Origin of the sequence: Aestuariibaculum sp. YM273, from assembly GCF_030908365.1 — a bacterium.
Classification (GTDB): domain Bacteria; phylum Bacteroidota; class Bacteroidia; order Flavobacteriales; family Flavobacteriaceae; genus Aestuariibaculum; species Aestuariibaculum marinum.
Window position 1 is genome coordinate 1,468,929 of sequence record NZ_CP133090.1, and the last position, 25,045, is coordinate 1,493,973.

Sequence of the window (25,045 nt, forward strand, 5' to 3'; positions counted from 1 at the left end):
GATGAGAAAATTAGTTGTCGGTATATTTACTATCGGAAGTTTTTATGTTCATGGGCAGAAGCAGGTTGAGGTATTTCCTTTAGATCAGGTTTCTGTCACTACTGGGGTGTTTAAGCAAGCTTCTGAAACCGATTTTAATTACATTCAAAAACTTAATGCAGATCGATTATTAGCGCCTTTTTTACGGCAAGCTGGATTGGAATCAAAGGCGACGTCTTATACCAATTGGGAAAATACGGGGTTAGATGGTCATATTCTTGGGCATTATGTATCGGCATTGTCTATGTATTTGGCATCAACTAACGATGCTAAAGCCGAAGAGTTACTGGACTACACGCTTTCTGAATTAAAACGTGTTCAAGAAGCTAATGGCAACGGGTATATTGGAGGTATTCCAGGTAGTTCAGACTTATGGCAGGAAATTAAATCTGGAAAAATTAAAGCAGGAAGTTTTAGCTTAAATAACAAATGGGTACCGCTTTATAATATTCATAAGACTTTTGCAGGATTAAAAGATGCTTGGGTGCATGCTGGTAAAGAAGAGGCAAAGGATATGCTCATTAAATTAACCGATTGGTTTATTGAGGTTACTAAGGATTTATCCGAAGCTCAGGTACAGGATATGTTACGTTCGGAGCATGGTGGATTAAACGAAGTCTTTGCTGAGGTTTATAAGATTACAGATGATAAAATCTATTTAGAATTGGCTAAACGTTTTTCAGAAAACGCGTTGTTAAATCCGTTGGCTGAAAATAAAGATATCCTTACCGGAATGCATGCCAATACACAAATCCCTAAGTTTATAGGTTTTGAAAGAATTAGTCAGCTCGATCACGATGCAAAATATCATAATGCCGCTTCTCATTTTTACGATAATGTGACCCAACATCGTTCGCTGAGTATAGGTGGTAATAGTGTGCGAGAGCATTTCAATCCGATTGATGATTTTAGTACTGTGTTAGCAGGCGAGCAAGGTCCTGAGACCTGTAACACCTACAATATGCTTAAGTTAAGTAAGTTGTTGTTTGAAGATACAGGAGACAATAAATACATTGAATTTTACGAGAGAGGGTTATATAACCATATTTTATCATCGCAAAATCCTAATGGTGGTTTTGTGTATTTCACACCGATGCGTCCGGGACATTACCGTGTGTATTCGCAACCTGAAACCAGTTTTTGGTGTTGTGTGGGTTCTGGTTTAGAAAATCATACCAAGTATAATGAACTTATTTATGCTAAAAAAGAAGATACACTTTATGTGAATCTGTTTATTCCATCAAAAGTTAACTGGAAAGAAAAACAAGCAACATTAACACAAAATACAAACTTCCCGGAAGAGGCTAAAACGCAACTGGTTTGGCAAAGTAAAAAGAAAACCAATGCCACTTTAAAATTGCGCTATCCCACTTGGGTAAAACCGGGTGAGTTAAAATTATTCATCAATAAAAAATTATTAACTATCGAAACCCAGCCGGGGAACTATATTTCCATAACACGTAAATGGAAAAAGGGTGATACCATTGAAATGCAATTGCCTATGCATTTAGTTGTAGAGCAAATTCCAGATAATTCAGGTTATGTGTCGGTTAAGTATGGACCTATTGTTTTGGCTGCTGTAACAGGAGAAGATAATCAGGTGGGTTTATTCGCCGATGATAGCCGCGGCGGACATATTGCAAATGGTCCGTTTTTACCATTAACTGAAGCACCAATGTTTGTGTCTGAAAACCTTCAAAGTATCTTAAAAAATATAAAACCTGTTGAAGGAAAGCCGTTAACCTTTTCAACGGGAGATATGGTGTATCCAAATCAATTTAAAGGTTTGGTTCTTCAGCCATTTTATAAACTTCATGAGAAACGATATGCTATTTATTTCAAAAATGAAACACCTGAAAGTTTAGCTAAAATGAAGCATGCTCTTGAAGAAAAACAAAAATCCGATGCGTATTTAAGATCTATTACTATCGATTATGTTGCTCCAGGAGAACAGCAACCAGAATCTGATCATGGTATAGAATCAGAGCAATCAAATAATGGTGTGCATCAAAATCGTCATTGGCGTGATGCTTCAGGTTGGTTCAGTTATAACATGAAAAATAAAGAACATAAGGCAAAAGCGTTACGTGTCACTTATTTTGGTGGAGATACAGGGAGAACGTTCAACATTTTAATAAACGGAATGCAGATATCAGAAGTAACATTAGACGGTTCTAAGGGCAATGTGTTTTACGATGTAGACTATGAAATTCCTATTGATTTAACTAGGGAGAAAGATATTTTAAACGTACGTTTTGAAGCCAAAGCAGGTTCTGTAGCGGGAGGCATTTATGGCGTACGATTAATTAGTGAAACTAAAAATTAATACAACAACTAAACTAAATATTATGATACAACAACGTTTAAAAAAAGCTATTGGTTTATCCCTGATGCTAAATGTATTTTTGGCGGTTGGGCAAACCGATTTGGAGGTAGATATCAATAATAAAATAGCAGAGATTCAACCAACGATGTATGGTGTGTTTTTTGAAGATATCAACTTTGCTGCCGACGGCGGTTTGTATGCCGAAATGATAAAAAATAGATCGTTCGAGTTTACGGTCGATCCGTTTTTAGGCTGGATACAACCCAACAGTGATAGACATTCATTTAATAATAATTCCGGAATTGGATCTATCGTGAAATATGCAGATAACCCCGGAAATACCAATTTTATTAGAGTAAAAGTAAATAACGATCAAGGCTATCAATTGATTAATGAGGGCTTCCGTGGCATGGGAATCAAAGAAGGCGAAAGCTATAACTTGTATTTATCAGTTGCTAAACATAGTGGAAATGTTAGTAAAATTAAAGTACAGTTTATCGATGAAAATAATGCGGTATTGGGAGAAACTTCAGTAGATATAACATCATCAGATTGGACCGATTATACCGCGCAAATTACAGCTAACAAAACACTGGCAAAAGCGAAACTTAGATTTACATTTGAAGGTACCGGAGAAATCGATTTAGACATGATTTCTTTATTTCCGGTTGATACCTGGAAAGGCAGAGAAAAAGGATTACGCAAAGATTTAGTACAGTTATTATACGATTTAGATCCAGGGTTTTTAAGATTTCCTGGAGGCTGTATTGTAGAAGGTCGCACGCTGGCAAGACGTTACCAATGGAAAAAAACGGTAGGCCCAATCGAAAACAGAGAGGTTTTGGTAAACCGATGGAATACCGAGTTTAGTCATCGATTAACACCCGATTATTACCAGAGTTTTGGTTTAGGGTTTTTCGAGTATTTTCAGTTGTCTGAAGATTTAGGTGCAGAGCCTCTACCTATTTTAAGCTGTGGTATGGCTTGTCAGTTTAATTCAGGGGAGTTAGTGCCTATGGATGAGCTAGATCCTTATGTTCAGGATGCCATAGATTTAATTGAATTTGCCAATGGGTCTATAGATACACCTTGGGGTAAATTAAGAAACGAGATGGGGCACCCGGAGCCGTTTAATTTAAAATATATTGGAGTTGGTAATGAACAATGGGGGCCAGATTATATTGATCGTTACAAAGTGTTTGAACAAGCTATTAAAGCTAAATATCCTGACATGATTATTGTATCTGGAAGTGGTCCGTTTCCGGATGGCGATTATTTCGAATATGGTATGGAAGAGCTTAAAAAATTAAATGCAGAAATTATTGATGAGCACTATTACCGTAGCCCAGAATGGTTTAGAGAGAATGCAACACGTTATGATAGTTACGACAGAAAAGGGCCTAAAATTTTTGCAGGTGAATATGCAGCTCAAAGTGTAGCTATTGCCAGTCCTGAAAATAAAAATAACTGGGAGTGTGCATTCTCCGAAGCTGCTTTTATAACAGGACTAGAGCGTAATGCTGAGGTAGTAAATTTAACCTCATATGCACCGCTTATGGCTCACGAAGAAGGCTGGCAATGGACACCAGATATGATTTGGTTTAACAATTTGCAATCGTATGGAACAGCCAACTATCAGGTGCAAAAGTTGTTTTCAACCAACCGTGGAACCGATTTAATTTCGGTAACCAGCGCCGGAAAAGATTTAACAGGACAAAACGAATTATATGCTTCAGCAGTAACCGATTCAGGAACAAATGAAGTGATTGTAAAAGTGGTTAACACGTCAAATCAATCACAAGAGGTTGCTATAAATTTAAAAGGGAAAAAAGTTTATAAGAAAGGAGAGTTAATCGTTCTAAAAAGTGAACACTTAGAGGATGAAAATTCATTTGAAAACCCAAATAAAATTGTTCCTGTAACTGCTGAAATTCAAAATAGAGGAGGTAAGCTTAGTGTTGAGTTGCAGCCTTATTCAGTATCTGTTTTTAAATTTAAGATAAGATAAGTGTGAATTTTACAATTTTAAAGCTAATTTTATATCCTGTCTCAAGAATAACTAAATAAAGATAAAAATGAACAATACATTTAAAAAAGGCATCTACACGTTTGCTTTGCTAGGAGTAGCTTTACTAAGCGTGCAATGTAAAAGTGATAAAAAGAAAACTGTAGAAGATGTGGTTGTTATAGAACCAACTCCGGTCGTTACCATATCAAAGAAACCATTCGGAATGACTTCCGATAGTATTGCTGTAGATCAATATACTCTTAAGAATGAAAAGGGTATGGAAGTAAGCATTATCACTTTTGGCGGCATTATTACACACTGGACAGCGCCAGATAAAGACAACAATTATAAAGATATTGTTTTAGGGTACGAAACCTTAGCGCCTTACGAAACAAATCCGACCTTCTTTGGAGCATTAATTGGGCGTTATGGAAATCGCATAGCTAAAGGTAAATTTTCTTTAAACGGAGAAGAATATACCCTTGCAACTAACGACGGCCCAAATCACTTACATGGAGGTAAAAAAGGTTTCGATAAAGTAGTTTGGACAGCTTCTGAAACGCAAACCGATAGCACAGCTTCTTTAGTGTTAACTTATTTAAGTAAAGATATGGAAGAAGGTTACCCAGGGAATTTAGATACAAAAGTGGTTTACACACTTAATAATAATAATGAGCTAGAAGTAGCTTATGAGGCAACAACCGATAAACCGACCATTGTAAACTTAACGCAACACTCCTATTTTAACTTAACAGGAGATGAGTCTCAGACTATTTTGGATCATGAATTAATGATTGATGCTGACCAGTTAGTTCCAGTTGATGAAACCTTAATTCCAACAGGAGAGTTAACAGATGTTGCAGGAACACCGTTTGATTTTAGAACAGCCAAAACAATAGGTCAGGATATTAATGCAGAGGATACCCAGTTAAAGCGTGGTTTAGGTTACGACCACTGTTGGGTATTAAACAATCAGGATGAAGGTATGCGTTTAGCGGCATCAGCTTACGACAAAACTAGCGGTAGAGTGTTAGAAGTTTACACTGATGAGCCAGGCATTCAGTTATACACAGGTAATTTTCTTGATGGAACATTACCTGCTAAAAACGGAGGAACCTATGGCCATAGAACAGGCTTTTGTTTAGAGACAGAGCATTATCCAGATTCTCCAAACCAACCAGAGTTTCCATCGGTTACTTTGAACCCAGGCGAAACCTATAACACAACAACTATATTTAAATTTATTACCAAGTAATTTAAAGTTTTAACGAATCAAAAATCCCGATAAGTACCAACTTATCGGGATTTTTTATGTTGAATTGTATTATTTGAATATGGAGAAATTAAAACCTTTTTCCTCCAGTTTTTTATACTTTTTATAATCGAATTTATAAAGGTAAGCGCCCTTCTTAGATCCAGATTTATCCTTTTTATTTAACGGAATAAGAAGTTTAAGCGATAATACCTTCTTCCTGAAATTCCTTGGATCTAATTCTTTTTGATGTATGACTTCGTATAACTTTTGAAGTTGCGGAATAGTAAATTGTTTCGGTAATAATTCGATGCCTATTGGGTAGAATCTTGATTTCAATTTTAAACGTTCTAAAGCATCCTGAACCATATCACCGTGGTCGTAAACGAGTTTAGGTAGTTTATCGACTTCAAACCAATGTGCACCATGTTTTTCAACCAGTTCTTTGTCGTATTCTCCAATGCGGATTAAAGCATATTGTGCTATAGAAATACAACGAGCACCATCATCTCTGCTGGTGTCAGAGTAACATTTAAGCTCTTCCATAAAAATGTTCTCCAGGCCTGTAATTTCCTTTAAAACACGTTGTGCTGCTTCGGTAACACTTTCATTAGGGCTAACAAAACTTCCTATAAGAGATAACTCACCTTGTTTAGGTTTTACACGTCGTTCAAAAACTAAAAGTTTTAAAATACCATCGTCGAAACCGAATATGATACAATCGGTGGCAACATAGATTTTCTCTCCGTTTTCGTAAGTGTGTGTTTCTTGTGTGGTGGTCATGTTAATCATTTAAAAAGTTTAAAATCTCTTGAATTACGGTGTTTAGTTGAGGTGGTAGTTCGTTGTGTTTCCAAGGGTGCTTAGCACCGAAAACGTGGTTGGCATTTTCAATGGTTACAAATTTACTGTTTGTATTCCAACTATGGATATGTTTAGATTCTTTTATAGATACACTAGTGTCTGCATCGCCATGAATAATAAGATGTGGGATACGTATAAGTTTTGTTGCACGTTCAATATTAAAACGGTCTTGGTTAGCCATGAAATCTTCGTAAAATTGGTAGTAATGCGGCATTTGCTGTTTGGTTCTGCCGTTTTCTACAAATGTAACACCGTTTTCTTTCCATTGATTGGCATCGCAAAGATTCATCATTCGGTTTTCAAAATCTGATACACTGGCTAGGCTAACAAGTTTTTTAACTCTTGAGTCTTCAGCGGCTTTTATCAAAGTAATGCCTCCCCCACGACTATGGCCTATTAACGAAATGTTTTTGGTATCAGCAAACGATTGTATGTTGGAATTATTACAAATCCAGTCCATCACACTTTCTAAATCATCTAGCTCTTTCGAGTAGTTATTATTTCCGAAAGCTTCTAAATCTGGGAAGTCGATGGGTTCTTCTATTGTTCCGCCGTTATGCGAAAAGTTAAATTTTAAGAAGTAAAATCCTTGTTGGGCGAAAGCTTCAGCCATTAAGTTCCAGGCGCCCCAGTCTTTAAAACCTTTATAGCCATGACAAAATATAATAATAGGCTGATTGGTTTTAGTTGATGTGTAAGTTGCATCAATTAAAATGGATTTTTGGTGTTGACCATCAATAACGGTTTGCTTTCTGGTTAGCATTTAAACGTCCTTTTCTGTAAACGGAATGTTAGGGTTGCAAATCTCTAAAATAAGATTTTTTAACTCAACTTTAAAATTGTCAAGGGTTTCATTAGTAATTAAAACATCTTTTTTAGCACCGTATCCCGATTTATCTTTTTTAGCAAATTTTAAAACCCCTGCACTTAAGTTTTTAAAGGAAATTATGCCGGCCTCAACAGGTAGATTTATTTGATTCATAAGTTGCATCATGTAGGCATAGGTTAATACCTGAAAACTCTTGCTGTATTTTTTATAGTCTGTTGTAAGATCTTCCCAATTTATAATTTCAACGTGATTCTGGTCTACACGGCCAGTTTTATAATCTACAATTCGGGTAATGCCATTGTATTCATCCACGCGATCTACTTTACCAACAAGCTTTACGGGGAAATCTAATTCGGGAATGTCTGTTATCTCTACTTTGTTATCGGCTTCAATGGCTACTATTTTTATTTCATTTCCAGCTTTTAGATCTTTAATTTCGAAATCTAAAAAGTTGGATACGTAGCGTTTGGCGATTTCGTAAATAATTAGGTTTTTTCCTTTGGTAATATCCCCTTCTTTATATTCATTTTTAAAATGATACGTAACACGCTCGTCAATTTTAGATTTTAAACCTTTAATAATTTCAACAGAGATAAACGTGCCTTCCAGAGGTTTGTAGAAATCTTCGAGGGTGTTATGTGCCACGGTTCCTAATGTGTTGGCCGCAACGGTTTCCTCAACATCGTCGTGTTCTTTGATTTTTAATATTTTTTGATAATAAAAATCCATCGGATTTCGAATGTATGAAGTTAATGATGACGGCGAGAAGCCTTTTTCAGCGACAGCTTTTATTTCATTAACCAGTTGTTCCGTTTTTTCAACAATATGTTCTTCCGATTTTAAAACAGGAATTTTTGGAGCCAAAATTTGATGGTTGATGTTATGAATATCTTCCAGTTCTAATTGGGTTATAAATCGGCTTTTTTCACCTCCTGTTAGTACATCTGCTTCGGTGTTGTAAAGGATGTATACGTTTTTAGCGCGCTGTAATAGTCGGTAAAAGTGATAGGTATAAACCGCGTCTTTTTCTTTATAGGTTGGGAGTTTATTTTCAATTTTTAAATCGAAAGGAATAAACGAATTGTTGCTCTTTCCGGAGGGTAGAACGCCTTCGTTTACCGAAGAAATAATAACGGTTTCAAAATCTAAAACACGCGATTCTAACATTCCCATAACCTGAAGTCCTTGTAATGGCTCTCCTTGAAAGTCTAAAGTTTCAGAACTTAGCAGTTCTTTGTATATACCAAAAAGAGTTGAAATATCGTTTATATGTTCGTATTTTGAATTTAGGTCTCCTAGTTCATTGAATAACTCATTAAAGCGATAGAGGTACTCTAAAGCCAATAAGTTAGCATCTTTGTCCTGATCAAGATTGTTTTTAATGCGTAGAATTAAATCAGAACAATTTTTTAAAGCTAGATTTATAGATTTATGCCAGTTAGAAAATAATAAATCTAGCAACTCAACTGATTTTGGAGCAATGGCCTTAAGGCGTTCGGCAGTCAGGTAAATAATGTTATTGCCATCAATAGTTTCAATAAGTTTTGAAGCATAGTCTATATCATCAACGAAAAACAATGGTCTGATGAACTGATGTGAAATAATGTTAATCACATCTTTGTAATAAAAGCTTTTAGCTGGAGTTTTATGAATGTAAAATAGCGATTCAAATAACCAGGCTAGTGGAATGGATTTTAAGGGAAATCCCATGGTTATATTCAAGGCATTAATTCCATCGGGAATGGAATTTAATACCGGAATTAATAAATCTTCATCGCCTAAAACAACCGCAGTGTTTTCAAGATTCGGATTGTCTTGTTGTAAATCTTTTAAAAGCGAACCTATGTATTTGGCTTGTCCGATATTTTTTGGAATACCAAAAGTGGCTATATTTTTCTTCTCGGTGTAATTATTAGTTATCCATTTAAAATTATGTGCTTTAAAATGAGGCCAGTTTTTCTTGTGTTGTCGCGTAAATAAAGACGCATCATGATAGGTGTTATTGAAAAACGACGCATCGATGTCCCAATAAATATCTGCTAACCTCTCTTTAAGTAAGGCTTGAATAATGGTTTCCTCACAGGTATTTAAGGCGTTAAATCCTAAGAACAAGTGTTGTTTATTAGGATTGGTTTCAATGTAATTTGAAATACTATTGGCAGCTTCACGATAAAGTAAACCTTGGTATCCTATGTTTTTGTGTTTTAATGCGTCAGAAAAGTGATTATAGTAGCTATGAAGTTTATTCCAGAACGCTAAATAGTTTTTAATAAACTCGGTTTGGTTTTCTTCTAGTGACCAATGATGATGTTCGATCTCTTTAATATCACTCAAATAATCGAAAATCTTTTTTTGAGGAATACAATATCTGTCTATCTCATTAAAGTCTTGTAATAGAATTTGTGCCCATTTAGTAAACACTTCAAAAGAATCGGTTTCTTCTTTGGGAGTTAATGCCAGATAGGTATCATAGAACTCGAAAAGTAATTCGGTATTAGATACGGTTTTTAACCCGGATAATTCTTCGACAAACTCTTCGATGCTGATGATTTCAGGAGCAAAAATAGTTTGATTGCACACCTTATGAAGTTGGTGTTTTAAGAAGAGCCCGGCTCTCTTACTAGGTAAAATAAAGGTTATATCTGAAAGATTTTTGTTGGTGTTCTGTAAATCTTTTAGAACATCGAAAATAAACGTCGTCATTGGATAAAAATAAAAAACGCTCCGGACATCCGAAGCGTTTTTATAAAACTTATTTATTAAAAACTAGTTTCTAGTTTTTTACTCTTTTACTAAGTTAATTTCAACACGTCTGTTGTTTGCTTTACCTTCTCTTGTAGAGTTAGTGTCAATTGGTTTAGACTCACCAAATCCTTCAGCAGAAAGTCTGAATTCATCTACACCATTTTGTACTAAGTAATCTTTAACAGAAAGTGCACGTGCATCTGATAATTTTTGGTTAAAAGATTCGCTACCAACACTATCAGTATGTCCTTCAACTGTAAATTTAGCATTAGGGTATTCTTTCAAGATAGCAACAATATCGTTTAATACTTGAGCTGATTGAGATTTAATTGTTGATTTACCAGTATCGAATAAGATAGTTTTAGCGTAATCGTTAAGTGCTTTTTGTACAGCCTCAGTTACTTCTGGACAACCGTTATTAGCAACAGTTCCTACTTTGTCTGGACATAAATCATCTTTATCTAATACACCGTCACCGTCAGCATCAGCGTAAGGACAACCGTTGTTAGATGCAGGACCTGCTTCGTTAGGACAGTTATCTTCAGCATCTGTAACACCGTCACCGTCAGCATCAGGACATCCGTTTAATGATGCTAAACCAGCTACTGTAGGACATTTATCGTCTTTATCAGCGATACCGTCACCATCTGTATCAGGACAACCATTCATTTCAACTGAACCAGCTTCGTTAGGACAATCGTCTTTACTGTCTTCTATACCGTCACCGTCAGTATCAGGACATCCGTTAAACTCTTCTGTACCTGCAACTTCAGGACAAGCATCGTCTTTATCGTAAACACCATCACCATCGCTATCAGCTCCACCAAACTTGATAGAGATACCAGCAGTATGTTGGAAGTGTGTTTGTAAATAGTCTTCGAAAGCGTGTTTGTAAGAAGATTGGAAAGTTAAACCGATATTTTCACTAAACCAAATGTTGAAACCAACAGTTCCATTTAAAGTTCCAGCTCCGATTTCATCTATCCAAGTATAACCACCACCAACACCAAGGAATGGATCGATAGTTGTTCCTTCTAAGAAATTGTATTTAATTGTACCATCTACACCGTAGTATGATAAATCGTCAACATCATTTACTACCTCTGGGTCAGATCCAGGGACATCACCCCATTTTTCAATTTTGTTTAAAGATCCGGCAACACCAAAAGAGAATCCTCCTCCTATATGTTTCGATACCGAAATTGTAGATAATGAAGGTAAGATATTCCAGTGATCATCTACATTAAAAAATTCATCAAAAATGGTTTCACCAAATTGAGCACTGCCTACAACGCCATCTCCAGAAGGGTATGCGTCTACGCCATTTGCACCAATAGTAATCTGCCAAGGATTGTTTTTGTCTTGCGCATTCATGTTGCTGTAGCCTAGCACTAACAACATAGCGAACAATAATCTGCTAAGATTTTTCATATTCAAAAGTTTAATTTTTAAGTGTTAATCGTAAACAAATTTAAGTTGTTAAAATTTATTAACAAAATAAATATAATAAAAAAAGCCTCACAATATGAGGCTTTTAAAAAAAATATGTAAGATTTTTTATTTAGAAACAAGTTTGAATTTAACTTCACTTCTTCTGTTTTCAGCTCTACCTTCTTTAGTTTTGTTATCGGCAACTGGGTTAGTTTCCCCGAAACCTACAGTAGAAACTTGAGCAGGAGTTACTCCAGTTCTTGTTAAATAATCTGAAACAGCTTGAGCTCTTTGTTCAGATAATTTTTGGTTGTAAGCTTTAGGACCTACGCTATCAGCATAACCTTCAATAGTTAAGTGATAATCCATATCTGTTTTCTCAATTAAATCTGCAATCTTGTTTAAAGTAATTTGATTTTCAGTAGTTAATTTAGCACTGTCAAATTCAAAGAAAATAGTTTTAGCAAGCGCATCGATTAATTCTTGAGTGTTATCAACTTCAACTGGACATCCGTTGTTAGATGCAGGACCAGCTTCGTTTGGACACTTGTCATCGATATCAGCAACACCATCACCATCAGAATCAGGACAACCGTTTAATTCTTTAGAACCAGCTTCGTTAGGACATCTATCATCTTTATCAGCAACACCGTCACCATCAGAATCAGGACAACCATTGAATTCTTTTAAACCAGCAACTTCAGGACACTCGTCTTCGCTATCTTGAACACCATCACCGTCAGAATCAGGACAACCATTAAATTCTGGTAAACCAGGAACTTCTGGACAAGCATCTTCATTGTCTTTAATACCATCTTTATCAGTATCTTTAGATCCAAATTTGTAAGCGATACCTACGTTGTGTTGGAAGTGTGGAATTAAATAATCTTCGAAAGCGTGCTTGTAAGTAGACTGGAAGTTTAAAGCAACATTTTTCTTTCTTGTAAACCACCAGTTAAAACCTAAACCTCCGTTTAAAGTTCCAGCTCCAATTTTATCAATCCAAGAGTAACCTCCACCAATTTTAATAAATGGCTCGAATTTACCTTCAGTGGCAAAGCTGTATTTGAAGAATCCGTCAAAACCATAGTATGAGAAATCATCAATTTGTTTTCCTAAGTAAGTAGAAGCATCACCAACTTTAGTAATTTTGTTTACAGATCCAAAAACTCCGAAAGAGAAGTTACCACCTAAGTAACGAGAAACTGTTAAAGAAGATGGGTAAGGTGCGATATTCCAGTGGTCTGTAGCATTAAAGTATTCGTCAGTCCACCAGCTTTGTCCTGGGAAGTTAGAATCACCAACATTTGTTGGATAAGTATCCACTGCATTTACACCAATACCAATTAACCAAGGGTTATTAGCATCTTGTGCTTGTAGGTTGCTTAATCCTACAACAACTAAAGCGAAAAATAAAATAATTTTTTTCATGTGTCAGATTTGTTTGAACAATTTTTTAAGCAAACAAAAATAATGCTTTATAAAGTTTCTGAAACATGAATCGTTTTTTTTCGATAAAGTGCATAAAAATCTTGTAAAATGTATTTTTTGTTCGTTATGTAGGAATTAAACTTCTTTTATTGTGATTTCTTTGTTAGTGTAAATTAGGATTTTTTTCATGACTGAAATGTCCATTTCGTTTAATACATCCTGATAAGTTTGTAATTGTTGGGCGTGTTTTTTGTCTTCCATACCAGTTTTGTAATCAATAATTACGGATTGATTATCAGGTAGTAAAATGATTCGGTCAGGGCGTAATATAATACCTTCTTTCGATATAATATCTCGTTCGTTATATACAGTTAGATTGTCTTGAAAATAAGGTTCAAGGCTTGGGTGATTAACAATTTCAAAAATAGTGCCTTTTAGCTGGCTAGCTTGAGTTTGATTGATTGTTCCTACAGATAAGAATTCTGACAGTGCAGAATTAATATCATTTTTAGAAATAATTTTAGACATGATATTGTGTACAAGGTTTCCTTTTTCAATGGCTTCTTCCTGATTAGTGTCCCAAAGCATCCCTGATTTTGTAACCACATTAATATTATGGTCTTCTTTTGCAGTAGATATAAAGTCGTTAACCGTTATGGTTTCTTTTGTTGCGCTGTCTTCATGTACTGTTTTTTCAGGTGACCCGAAACTATAAGTGGTTTGGTTGTTATTCCAAAGTGCAATATGCTGAAGATAGTTTATAAACAGACCAGAATATTTATTACTGTTGGTTAGGCCTTTTGCATTAAGGTCTTTAGTAGAAAGGATGTAAAGTTGCTCTACCGGACGCGTTAAAGCAACGTATAAGAGGTTTATATTGTCTAATTCCTGTTCTGAACGATGATTATTATAAATGTCTAAGCCTATATCTCCAAAATATTCAAAGTCTTTGTTGAAATTTAACAACGTATGAGAGAAGCCTTGATACACCTCATTATTAATAGGAAACCATTCCTTAGGCTCAATTTCTCTGTAAATATCTAAATCGGCATAGGGGAAGATAACTACCGGAAATTCTAATCCTTTAGATTTATGAATGGTCATAATTTGAACAGCATCCTGCCCTTTGGGAGATACAATGCTCAATGTCTCTTTTTTAGTATCGAAGTAGTCCAGAAAGCCACCGATATCCGATCCTTTTTTATGAGAAAAATCCAGAACAATATCTAAATAAAACTGGATATAAGCATTAGAGTTTTCAACCAGATTAAAACTTCTCACCAATGTTTCAACTAAATCATATAAAGGCAATTGAAGCAAATAATTACTGTTCACGTAAACATTATAGTCTTCAAAGCTTTTAAAGAGTTCTGGTAATTCGAATTTTAAATGTTGGCTAAAGAAGTCGTGTTTATTTTCAATATGAAACAAATCAACCAAATAGTTTAAAACGGCAATTTTTACTTCGTTATTTTTGGGTTGAATGAGTAGTTTTAAAGCGTTGTTTAAAAAGACGACTTCCGGTGCATTATGTATTAGTAAAGTTTCCGAAGATATTATAGGAATATTAGACTGACTTAGATAGTTAGCCACAGCCACACCTTCTTTTTTCTTTCTAACCAGAACACAAATATCTTCGAGTTTAAAATTGTTGTCTAAACATCGGTTAATGGTGTTTAAAACCTGTTCGCAAAAACGTTCGTCTCGATCGTCTTCTTTATCAAGGTCTAAAAAAGATAATTCAACATAACCATTTTCATTTTTACTAATATCTTGGTGTCCTTTTTCGTAAAGGTTTTTATAGGTGTTGTTACTAAACACTTGATGTGCTAAAAATTCAAAAAATTTATTGTTGAAGTCTACCACTTCTCTAAAACTTCTGAAGTTGGCCGGTAGGTTTTTTAATGCTTTTTCAACATGAAACGGGTTTTTATCAAGAAATAAATCTATAAACTGTTCGGCTTTTCCGCCGCGCCATCTGTAAATGGCTTGTTTCGCGTCTCCAACCAACATTGTGGTTCCTTTGTCTGCCGAAAGCGAGCTATCTAATAGCGGAATTAAATTCTGCCATTGCATAACCGAAGTGTCTTGAAATTCATCGATAAAATAATGATTGAATTTTTCACCTAAGCGTTCGTAAACAAACGGTGTTGGCTGATTGCTTATTTCCTGACTAATTATGGTGTTAAACTCTGAAATAAGCATTTTATTCTGATCTAATTTCAGTGATTTTAACTCTTTGTTAATGGCATTTAAAACCGATAAAGGTGTAATGTTTTTATAAAATGCTTTTAAAAATTTCACATGAAAAATAGCTTGCTTCGTTAAATTAAAAGCAGAGGCTATTTGTGGTTGAATTGATTCTATGGTTGAAGCGATATCGCTACTTACCTTTTTAGGGTAAAGGGTTCTCGTTTCTATATCTTCCTGCCATTTCGAGGTAAAGGCAACATCAAAATTACCGTCACTAATTTTTTTGAAGTGTTTGGGTAAATAACTCCCTGAAAAATCTCCAAACTCTAAGCCAGCACCTTCAATTAACTCTAGTATATTTTGAGCGCCTTCAATAATAACTTCTTCGGTGCTTTTAATATCTTTTTTAAGCTGAGATTTTAAAGTATTGAAATCGGCTAACGTTTTATCTTTTAAGGTTTCTATATAAGGGATGTCGTTCTCGTTAACGAGTAATTTGGCGATTTTATTGAAATCGAAAGCAATGTCGAAGTTTTTATCGTCATCTGCTTTTTCTAGTGCAAATTCAACCAAAATATTGGTTAGAGTTTTATCGCTTCCGGCTTTGGCAATTAAACTATCTACAGCCTGATTTAGTAGTGTATCCTGATCCAGTTCGACCTCAAAATTAATAGGTAGTTTTAAGTCGTAGGCAAAGGTTCTTATCAGTTTATGTGTAAACCCATCAATAGTCGAAATGTCGAATGCGGCATAGTTATGAATGATGGTGTTTAGTAGTTTAATCGATTTTTCATGAAGTGCTTCAGGTGCTATATTTAAATCTTCAGAAATGAGATTAAACATCGTATTCGGCTTTTCTAAAATTTCAGGTTCAGAAAATTGTTTTAAAACTTCAATAATACGCTCTTTCATTTCAGCAACCGCCTTATTGGTAAAGGTGATGGCTAAAATGCGTTTGAATTGATCCGAAGTGTCCGATTTGAATAAGATTTTTAAATATTCCTTAACCAGTGTAAAGGTTTTTCCACTTCCTGCAGAGGCATTGTAAATTGTAAACGGCGGAGTTTGCAACATGAAATTGTAATTTGAACACAAGATAGAAACAATCAATCATTTCATAACGATTTATTATTTTTAATTGAGGTCATTTATCCGTAAATTTGAAAAACAAAATATTTATTAATAGTTAAAACAAAAAAATTATGGCTTTCGAATTACCTGAATTAGGTTATGCTTACGATGCTTTAGAGCCTCATATGGATGCTCGCACAATGGAGATTCATCATACTAAGCACCATCAAGGATATACAAACAATTTAAACGCTGCAATTGCAGGAACAGACTTAGAAGGAAAATCTATTGAAGATATCCTTACTAATTTAGATTCAAATAATACAGCTGTTAGAAATAACGGAGGTGGGTTTTATAACCACTCTTTATTCTGGACAGTAATGAATCCTGAAGACAGAGGGTATTTATCTGGAGAATTAAAAGATGCTATCGAGGCAGAATTTGGTTCTAAAGAAGCTTTTATTGAAGCGTTTAGTAAAGCTGCTGCAACACGTTTTGGATCTGGATGGGCATGGTTATGTGTTCATAAAGGAGGAAAATTAGAAATCTGTTCTACAGCAAACCAAGATAACCCTTTAATGCCAGGCATTGGTTGTGGAGGTACTCCAATTTTAGGACTTGATGTTTGGGAACACGCATATTACTTAAATTACCAAAACCGTCGTCCTGATTACATTGAAGCTTTCTTTAAAGTAGTAAACTGGAACGAAGCTGAAAAACGTTACGCTGAGGCTAAATAATTAGCATTAAGCTGGTTAAAATATAAAAGTCGTCTGAAGAGTTATTCAGGCGATTTTTTTTATGTCTTAACGTTAGAAGAGATATGAATAAAAATGAAAAAGGTGGACGGAATGTCCACCTTTTTGCCCCAAATCTACCATAAACTTAACCTACTTATGTTATGGTAAGGGCAAATATATCGTGGTAAAAATTTGTGATAAAATATTTTGGGTGAACTACCAATAATTTGGCTTAACCGAATTCCGTTAAATTTAAGTTTTTGTAAAGGTTCTGATTTTTAAGGAACTAAAACGTATAAAAAAAGGCGAACAGATGTTCACCTTTTTTTGCCCCAAATCTACCATGAACTTAACCTACTTATGTTATGGTGATTCAAATATATATCAGTAAAATATTGTGGTAAAAAAATTTAGTTTAAAGTACAAAAAATTGGTTTAAAGGGAATTAGGTAAGATTTTTACTCTTCTATGTTAATTTTTGTTTAGGAAACTAAAACGCATAAAAAAAGGCGAACAGACGTTCACCTTTTTTTGCCCCAAATCTACCATGAACTTAACCTACTTATGTTATGGTCTTACGAATGTAGGTGGTATTCAGGTAATTATAATATTTATTAGATAAAGTGCATTTTTTTTAGTTAAAATGTATTTTATCTGCGATGAAATGAGATTTATATATTTTTGGCTATCATCTTTTAAGAAGTGCTTAATTAATAAGCACGTTCTTTGTTGCCTTCGTAAAAATTAATAAACGCTCTATTCACTACACGGTTACCTCCAACAGTTGGATAATTTCCTGTAAAATACCAGTCTCCTAAATTTTTTGGACATGCTTTATGTAAATTTTCTACCGGTTGGAAGATAATTTTTACATCGGCATTAATGCCTTCAGGACTTAATAGTTCGGCTATTTTATCAGAAATTTGTTCGTCTGTAAACGGATCGTAAATTTCTTTAACAAAATTTTGAACGTATTTATCCGCTAATTCTGTTTGTTCGATACACTTGTTGTAAACTTCTTCAACAATATGATACTGACCATTATCCTTTAATAATTCTAACGCCGCTCTAAAAGCTATTAAACTTTCTAGGTTAGCCATATCAATACCGTAACAATCAGGGTATCTAATTTGTGGCGCAGACGAAACGACTACGATGCGTTTAGGACCTAAGCGATCTAACATTCTTAAGATACTTTTCTTGAGTGTAGTACCACGTACAATACTATCGTCAATAATTACTAAATTATCTTCAGGTTTAATAACACCATACGTAATGTCGTAAACGTGCGCTACTAAATCGTCACGGCTACTATCTTCAGTAATAAAGGTTCTTAATTTAGCGTCTTTAATGGCGATTTTTTCAACTCGAATATGCTCAGAAAGGATTTCTTTAATTTTATCTGAAGATAAAGAGTGCTGTCCTTCTAATATAGCGGATGTTTTTCTTTCATTTAAATATAAATCCGCTGAATCTACCATACCGTAGAATGAGGTTTCAGCGGTATTAGGGATGAATGAAAATACCGTATTTTTTACATCGTAATTAATAGACTCAAGAACTTTAGGCATGACCAAGTTTCCTAGTTTTTTGCGTTCTTGGTAAATTTCGGCATCACCACCTCTTGAGAAATAAATACGCTCAAAAGAACATGATTTTCTTTCTAACGGTTCTAAAATTTGTTTGAAACGAACTTCTCCCGATTTTTTAATGATGATGGCTTTTCCTGGATCTAATTCATGAACATCATCAAATTTTACGTTAAAAGCAGTTTGAATAACCGGGCGCTCTGAAGCGATAACTACCACCTCGTCGTCTTGGTAGTAATATGCTGGGCGAATTCCTGCCGGATCACGTAAAACAAAGGCGTCACCATGACCTATTAATCCAGCCATAGCATAACCGCCATCCCAGTTTTTAGCAGCACGTTTTAAAATTTTACCAACTTTTAAACGCTCTGCAATTTTAGGAGATGCATCTCTTTTGTTGTAGCCTTCTTTTTTAAGGTCTTTGTATACTTTAGCAACGGCATCGTCTAAGAAATGACCGATTTTTTCCATAATAGTAATGGTGTCGGTATATTCTTTAGGGTGCTGTCCTAACTCAATTAAATTTCCGAATAACTCTTTAACATTAGTCATGTTAAAGTTACCGGCCATAATTAAGTTTCTGTGCATCCAGTTGTTTTGTCTTAAAAATGGGTGAACACTTTCTACACTGTTTTTACCAAATGTTCCATAACGCACGTGACCTAATAAAACTTCACCTATGTAAGGAATGTTTTTTTTCTGAGCTTCAACATCGTTTGCGTATTCTGGATGTGCCGTAAGTTCGGTGTTGATGCGATCGTTAATTTGAGCAAAGATGTCCTGAATAGGTTGTTGTGCAACAGAACGAACTCGACTAATATAACGTTCGCCAGGTTTCATTTCTAGCTTAATACTAGCAAAACCAGCACCGTCTTGACCACGGTTGTGCTGTTTTTCCATCATCAGGTACATTTTGTTTACCCCGTAAAATGCACTTCCGTATTTTTCTTTGTAGTACTCAAGTGGTTTTAATAACCTAACCATGGCTATTCCACATTCGTGTTTTAAAGCATCACTCATTTTAGATCTATTGTGTTTGTCGCTTTTGCGTAAATAATAACGTTTATAATTTAAAAACGCGCTCTTTTTCGAGCGCGCGGTTTTATGCTAATTCTATTTCAAATTGTGTTAGTTGCTTAAACTGTAACAAGCGCTTATGGACTTCTCCTTCGCTTAAATTCTGCATGCGTTCTGTTCCGAATTTTTCAACACAGAAGGAGGCTAATGTAGAACCGTAAATTACAGCATTCTTCATATTCTCGAATGAGGTGTCTCCAGTTTTTGCAATATATCCTGCAAAACCTCCCGCAAACGTATCGCCAGCTCCTGTTGGATCGAAAACCTCTTCCAGTGGTAAAGCCGGAGCATAGAATACATTATCGTTGTTAAACAACAAAGCACCGTGTTCCCCTTTTTTAATCACTACGTATTTAGGTCCCATTTCGTGAATTTTTCTGGCAGCAACTAACAGTGAGTACTCTCCGGTTAATTGTCTAGCTTCTTCATCATTGATGGTAATCACATCAATTTTCTTAATCACTTTATGTAAATCGTCTAAAGCACAGTCCATCCAGAAATTCATCGTGTCGAGAATAACCAGTTTAGGCTTTTCTTCCATTTGTTCTAAAACACTTAGTTGGACGATAGGATGAAGATTTCCTAACATCACGATTTCTGCATTTCTGTAATCTTGAGGAACTACTGGATTGAAATCTGCTAATGTGTTAAGTTCTGTTACTAACGTATCACGGCTATTCATGTCGTTGTGGTAACGACCACTCCAGAAAAAGGTTTTTCCTTCTTTTACGATTTCAACACCTGAAATATCAATATTTTTATTAGATAATAGGTCTAAATATTCTTGAGGAAAATCGCCACCAACAACCGATACGGCTGCAGCGTCTACGTTAAAATGTGAAGCAGATAATCCAATAAAAGTGGCTGCACCACCAAGTATTTTGTCGGTTTTTCCGAACGGCGTTTCAATAGCATCAAAGGCTACTGTGCCAACAATTACTAATTTACCCATAAAGGTTTTTTAATTTTGGTGCAAATATACGTCTTTTAAGTGCTAAAAAACGAATTTATTTTCGTCCAAAATCTGCCGGGATTTCACCCCAGGCTTTTGTTTCCCATTTTACTATGGTTGTGGTATAGTTGTTGGTCTTTAACCAGTTAACGGCACGGTCTACTAATTCAAAAAGAGCTTTGTTTTTTTCGTTGCGCTCTAATTTGGTGTTGCAGGTTTTCTTCTTTACCCAGCTTATGGCAGTCCGTGAATCGGTATAAATAATACGGTTGCTGTTTTTCTTTTTAAGAAGGGCCAAGCCATGAACAATAGCTAAAAATTCACCTATGTTATTAGTGCCTTCTTGAAAAGGACCTTGAATAAAAAGTTGTTGTTTGGTTTTTGTGTCGACACCTCGATATTCCATGACGCCAGGATTTCCGCTTGAGGCGGCATCTACCGAAATTGAGTTGTAATTAGGTTGCCCGATTTTTTTTAATTGTTCAGGAGATAACGAGCTTGAGAAGGATTTGTTTTTGCCAATAAAATCTTTGTAATTTCCGTTTAAAGCGTTTTTAGCGGCATCAAAAGTTTCAAACGATTTGTACTGAGCACCTTCGTAATTGGTTATTTGAGCTTTGCAATCGTTCCATGTTTCAAAAACACCGGTTTTGTGGCCTTTCCAAACGGTATAGTATTTCTTCTTTTTTTTAGACATGGGTTGTTGCTAAAGTATAACAATTATATATTGTACATTATTTTGTGATATCTCGATATTTTCCACAAACAGTGTTTGTTCCGTTTAATTTCAAATGCTCGATATGACATTTTTATTTTAATAAATCTTCAACCACTTTAGGGAAATGCTCCATTTCCAGTTCATGAATTTTTGCAGCAACATCTTCGGCTGTATCAGTAGGAGTTACATCGCATTTGGCTTGAAAAATAATGGCGCCTTCGTCGTAGTTTTCGTTTACGTAGTGAATCGTAATTCCAGTTTCAGTTTCCTTATTATCAACCACGGCTTTATGTACGTTCATGCCATACATGCCTTTACCGCCAAATTTAGGTAATAGAGCCGGATGGACATTAATCACTTTGTTCGGATATTCATTAATAATGGCTTCAGGAAATTTCCATAAAAACCCCGCTAAAACAATTAAATCTGGTTTGGTTGCATTTAACAGGTTTAAAACATCGTTTGTTTCGGTTAGGGCAATCTTGTTGAATGAAAGTGCGCTAACTTTTAATCGTTTAGCACGATCTAAAACTTTGGCTTGTGGGTTGTTGGTAAGTATTTGAACAACCGAAGCAACATCGTTGTTATTAAAATATTCTACAAGATTCTCTGCGTTAGAACCGCTTCCGGAAGCAAAAATGACGATACGTTTCATTGAATGGCTGACGTTTTAAATTTGTATGGAATGTAATGTGCTTTCCAAAAATATTAAAGTATTTCAAAATTAAATTTTTAAGCACAATTTAATCACAGTCTTATAGAGTTGTGATTATTTGGGCAAAAAAAAGAATAATTATTAACAATTAATAGGTTAAATTTAAATTCTTAAAAGGAATTTAGTAAATTAGAAACACTTTTTTAACACTAAAGGTGTGTTATAAAATAAAGTTTTTTATTTTTGCCAACTAATTAAAACTTAAAATTAAAAGATTATGTCAGACATTGCATCAAGAGTAAAAGCGATTATCGTAGACAAATTAGGAGTTGATGAAAACGAAGTTGTAACTGAAGCAAGCTTCACTAACGATTTAGGAGCAGACTCTTTAGATACTGTAGAATTAATCATGGAGTTCGAAAAAGAATTCGATATCCAGATTCCAGATGACCAAGCAGAAAACATTGCAACTGTAGGTCAAGCTATATCATACATCGAAGAAGCAAAATAAGCCAAATACTTTATGGAATTAAAGCGAGTTGTAGTCACAGGATTGGGCGCTTTAACACCGATAGGTAATACCAAACAAGAGTATTGGGATGCCTTAATCAGTGGTAAAAGTGGTGCTGCGCCTATAACATATTTTGATACCGAAAAATTTAAAACCAAGTTTGCTTGTGAGTTGAAAAACTTTAAAGCGACAGACTTTATAGACCGTAAGTTAGCTGGTAGAATGGATAAGTTTACGCAGTATGCTATGGTAGCTTCAGACGAAGCTATTGCAGATGCGAATTTAAACTTAGACGAAGTAAACAAGCTACGTGTTGGGGTTATATGGGGTGCTGGTATTGGAGGTTTAGAGACCTTCCAAGACGAGGTTTTAAATTTTGCGAAAGGTGACGGTACGCCAAGATTCAATCCGTTCTTTATTCCTAAAATGATTGCAGATATTGCACCAGGAAATATTTCCATTAAACATGGATTTATGGGGCCTAACTATACAACGGTTTCAGCCTGTGCTTCTTCAGCTAATGCTATGTTCGATGCTTTAAACACGATTCGTTTAGGACATTGTGATGTAGTGGTTACAGGAGGAAGTGAAGCAGCAGTAACAATTGCAGGAATGGGAGGTTTCAATGCTATGCATGCCTTATCAACTAGAAACGAAAGCCCTGAAACAGCTTCTCGTCCGTTTGACGGTACAAGAGATGGTTTCGTATTGGGAGAAGGTGCAGGCGCACTTGTTCTAGAAGAATATGAGCACGCAAAAGCAAGAGGTGCGAAAATTTACGCAGAATTTATAGGTGGAGGTCTATCTTCTGATGCTTACCACATGACGGCACCACATCCGGATGGAAAAGGCGTAGTAGCCGTAATGAAAAATTGTTTAGAGAATGCAGGTCTAAACCCTGAAGACGTAGACCATATTAATACACATGGAACATCTACACCATTAGGAGACGTTGCAGAACTTAAAGCAATTTCAGAGGTGTTTGGCGATCACGCAAAACACATAAATATTAATTCAACAAAATCAATGACCGGGCATTTATTAGGTGCAGCCGGTGCTATTGAAGCGATTTCGTCTATTATGGCAATGGAAAACGGTATTATTCCGCCAACCATTAACCATACAACAGTAGATGAAAATATCGATCCTGAATTAAATTTAACTTTGAATAAGGCTCAAAAGCGAGACATTAAAGTGGCTATGAGTAATACATTTGGATTTGGCGGACATAACGCTTGTGTATTATTCAAGAAATTAGACTAAATCCCGAATGAAAAACATTCGTAACATATTAAATTCCCGTTTTAAACGTAACGGGAATTTTTTTATGCAATTACATAAGATTCTCGGGTTTAAACCTAAGAATTTAAAATACTTCAAAAAGGCATTTACACACCGCTCCATGAATATTAAAGACAGTAAAGGAAATGCTGTTAATTACGAGCGATTGGAATTTTTAGGTGATGCCATGTTAAGTGCTGTTATTGCTTCTCACCTATATTTAGAGGTTCCTAGTGGCGACGAAGGTTATCTTACAAAAATGCGATCTAAAGTTGTAAGTAGAGAGCATCTTAACGAATTGGGTAAAGAGCTTAAGTTAATCGATTTGGTAGAGAGTAAAATTCCCCCGGGTCAGTTTGGAGATAATATTCACGGAAATTTATTCGAAGCTTTAGTAGGTGCAATCTTCTTAGACCGTGGGTATAAACACTGTGAAAAATTCATTTACAATCGAATTATTACACCTCATGTCGATATCGAGCGTCTGGAAGGAAAGGTAATAAGTTATAAAAGTTTACTTATTGAATGGTGCCAAAAGGAGAAAAAAACATTTAATTATAATGTTTATGACGACACTGGAATTGATGAAGTAAAACACTTCTCGGTTAAGCTTTCTATAGACGACAAAGTGGTGGCTAAAGCCAGAGCAACATCTAAAAAGAAAGCCGAAGAAAAAGCATCAAAGCGTGCGTTTTTTGTATTCCAGAATAAAATATCAAAAATGCTGTAAAACTTATCAAACAAAGCTATTAACTACAACGTTTTAGTTAAAGTTCTAGTAAATATTAATATAAACTTATAACAATTGAATGTTTATAAATATTATATTTACAACGTTTAATATAAGTTATGGCTGTTCACAAACTTATTCTGGATGATGTTTTTAATGAAGTTTCACACACTTTAATTGCGATTCATTGTTCTATTGACGATTACCGATTAGCCTATCTGTTAAACAAACACTTAGGAATAAGTCTGTCTCGAAAAAATGCCGATATCGATGTTAATGTAGACCAGTCAGCCTATTCTATTTTCGAGTGGAAGGACGAAAAACAGTTAACCACATGGAACTTGGTTTCTAATGCGTGTAAGACTGAAGTTTTTCAACAAAATACAGGTAAATCATTGTTCGATTTACAGGAAAAAATAACAAGGGTATCACATTTAATACCAGAACACAAGGCCGTTAATTATTTTTTAAAAATAGATAACGAGTTTAGTACAAATAAGGAGAAATATATACTGCAAAGTATATTAAGTATTCCTAAAGTAGCAACAGCCTTTAGTGTAGATATTAATAAATTGAAATCAAAAGAAAATTTAATTTTTTAGC

Annotated in this window: 18 protein-coding genes; 8 read left to right on the forward strand and 10 right to left on the reverse strand. The window is 35.1% G+C overall.

The features are described from left to right. Nucleotide 1 precedes the first annotated feature (1 nt). The 3 genes from RBH94_RS06315 (at nt 2) to RBH94_RS06325 (ending at nt 5,628) form a co-directional block, all read left to right on the forward strand. Nucleotides 2–2,365, forward strand: a complete 2,364-nt coding sequence (locus RBH94_RS06315) for a glycoside hydrolase family 127 protein (protein ID WP_307882869.1) — start codon at nt 2–4, stop codon at nt 2,363–2,365. A gap of 22 nt (nt 2,366–2,387) precedes the next feature. After that, a complete protein-coding gene (locus tag RBH94_RS06320; protein WP_374047725.1) occupies nt 2,388–4,373 on the forward strand; it encodes an alpha-L-arabinofuranosidase C-terminal domain-containing protein in 1,986 nt (661 codons plus the stop codon). A gap of 67 nt (nt 4,374–4,440) precedes the next feature. Next, entirely contained in the window at nt 4,441–5,628 is a 1,188-nt protein-coding gene (locus RBH94_RS06325; protein WP_307882870.1) for an aldose epimerase family protein, read from the forward strand. Between the two features lie 69 nt (nt 5,629–5,697). Here RBH94_RS06325 and RBH94_RS06330 read toward each other — a convergent pair whose 3' ends face one another. The 6 genes from RBH94_RS06330 to RBH94_RS06355 all read right to left on the reverse strand — a co-directional run bounded on the left by RBH94_RS06330 (nt 5,698) and on the right by RBH94_RS06355 (nt 16,192). Further along, nucleotides 5,698–6,408 carry an NUDIX domain-containing protein gene (locus RBH94_RS06330; RefSeq protein WP_307882871.1) on the reverse strand — a complete coding sequence of 237 codons (711 nt, stop codon included), beginning with the start codon at nt 6,406–6,408 and terminating at the stop codon, nt 5,698–5,700. A 1-nt stretch (nt 6,409) separates the two neighbouring features. Beyond that, nucleotides 6,410–7,252, reverse strand: a complete 843-nt coding sequence (locus RBH94_RS06335; protein ID WP_307882872.1) for a S9 family peptidase — start codon at nt 7,250–7,252, stop codon at nt 6,410–6,412. Beyond that, the gene (locus RBH94_RS06340; RefSeq protein WP_307882873.1) at nt 7,253–10,021 is read right to left on the reverse strand and encodes a PD-(D/E)XK nuclease family protein; all 2,769 of its coding nucleotides are present in this window, start codon (nt 10,019–10,021) and stop codon (nt 7,253–7,255) included. Between the two features lie 78 nt (nt 10,022–10,099). Next, on the reverse strand, nt 10,100–11,494 hold the full coding sequence (locus tag RBH94_RS06345; RefSeq protein WP_307882874.1) for an OmpA family protein: 1,395 nt from the start codon (nt 11,492–11,494) through the stop codon (nt 10,100–10,102). 126 nt (nt 11,495–11,620) lie between these two features. Continuing rightward, complete coding sequence (locus tag RBH94_RS06350; RefSeq protein WP_307882875.1) at nt 11,621–12,925, reverse strand: OmpA family protein; 1,305 nt, start codon at nt 12,923–12,925, stop codon at nt 11,621–11,623. A gap of 135 nt (nt 12,926–13,060) precedes the next feature. Then, nucleotides 13,061–16,192 carry an exodeoxyribonuclease V subunit beta gene (locus RBH94_RS06355; RefSeq protein ID WP_307882876.1) on the reverse strand — a complete coding sequence of 1,044 codons (3,132 nt, stop codon included), beginning with the start codon at nt 16,190–16,192 and terminating at the stop codon, nt 13,061–13,063. 128 nt (nt 16,193–16,320) lie between these two features. Between RBH94_RS06355 and RBH94_RS06360 the strand changes: the two genes are divergently transcribed. Then, on the forward strand, nt 16,321–16,929 hold the full coding sequence (locus tag RBH94_RS06360; RefSeq protein WP_307882877.1) for a superoxide dismutase: 609 nt from the start codon (nt 16,321–16,323) through the stop codon (nt 16,927–16,929). Nucleotides 16,930–17,639: 710 nt separating this feature from the next. Here RBH94_RS06360 and RBH94_RS06365 read toward each other — a convergent pair. The 4 genes from RBH94_RS06365 to RBH94_RS06380 form a co-directional block, all read right to left on the reverse strand. Further along, entirely contained in the window at nt 17,640–19,538 is a 1,899-nt protein-coding gene (locus RBH94_RS06365; RefSeq protein ID WP_307882878.1) for an amidophosphoribosyltransferase, read from the reverse strand. Nucleotides 19,539–19,620: 82 nt separating this feature from the next. After that, nucleotides 19,621–20,547 carry a PfkB family carbohydrate kinase gene (locus tag RBH94_RS06370; protein ID WP_307882879.1) on the reverse strand — a complete coding sequence of 309 codons (927 nt, stop codon included), beginning with the start codon at nt 20,545–20,547 and terminating at the stop codon, nt 19,621–19,623. A 55-nt stretch (nt 20,548–20,602) separates the two neighbouring features. After that, nucleotides 20,603–21,244 (reverse strand): ribonuclease H family protein, encoded by a 642-nt coding sequence (locus RBH94_RS06375; protein ID WP_307882880.1) that lies wholly within the window; start codon nt 21,242–21,244, stop codon nt 20,603–20,605. Between the two features lie 112 nt (nt 21,245–21,356). Continuing rightward, on the reverse strand, nt 21,357–21,920 hold the full coding sequence (locus RBH94_RS06380) for a phosphoribosylglycinamide formyltransferase (RefSeq protein ID WP_307882881.1): 564 nt from the start codon (nt 21,918–21,920) through the stop codon (nt 21,357–21,359). Nucleotides 21,921–22,197: 277 nt separating this feature from the next. Between RBH94_RS06380 and RBH94_RS06385 the strand changes: the two genes are divergently transcribed. The 4 genes from RBH94_RS06385 (at nt 22,198) to RBH94_RS06400 (ending at nt 25,044) form a co-directional block, all read left to right on the forward strand. After that, on the forward strand, nt 22,198–22,431 hold the full coding sequence (locus RBH94_RS06385; RefSeq protein ID WP_008269813.1) for an acyl carrier protein: 234 nt from the start codon (nt 22,198–22,200) through the stop codon (nt 22,429–22,431). 12 nt (nt 22,432–22,443) lie between these two features. Further along, the gene (gene fabF / locus RBH94_RS06390; RefSeq protein ID WP_188222539.1) at nt 22,444–23,694 is read left to right on the forward strand and encodes a beta-ketoacyl-ACP synthase II; all 1,251 of its coding nucleotides are present in this window, start codon (nt 22,444–22,446) and stop codon (nt 23,692–23,694) included. 7 nt (nt 23,695–23,701) lie between these two features. Next, a complete protein-coding gene (rnc, locus tag RBH94_RS06395) occupies nt 23,702–24,442 on the forward strand; it encodes a ribonuclease III (RefSeq protein ID WP_188222538.1) in 741 nt (246 codons plus the stop codon). Nucleotides 24,443–24,561: 119 nt separating this feature from the next. Then, nucleotides 24,562–25,044, forward strand: coding sequence for an IPExxxVDY family protein (locus RBH94_RS06400; protein ID WP_188222537.1), 483 nt, complete (start codon nt 24,562–24,564; stop codon nt 25,042–25,044). The last annotated feature ends 1 nt before the right edge of the window (nt 25,045 follow it).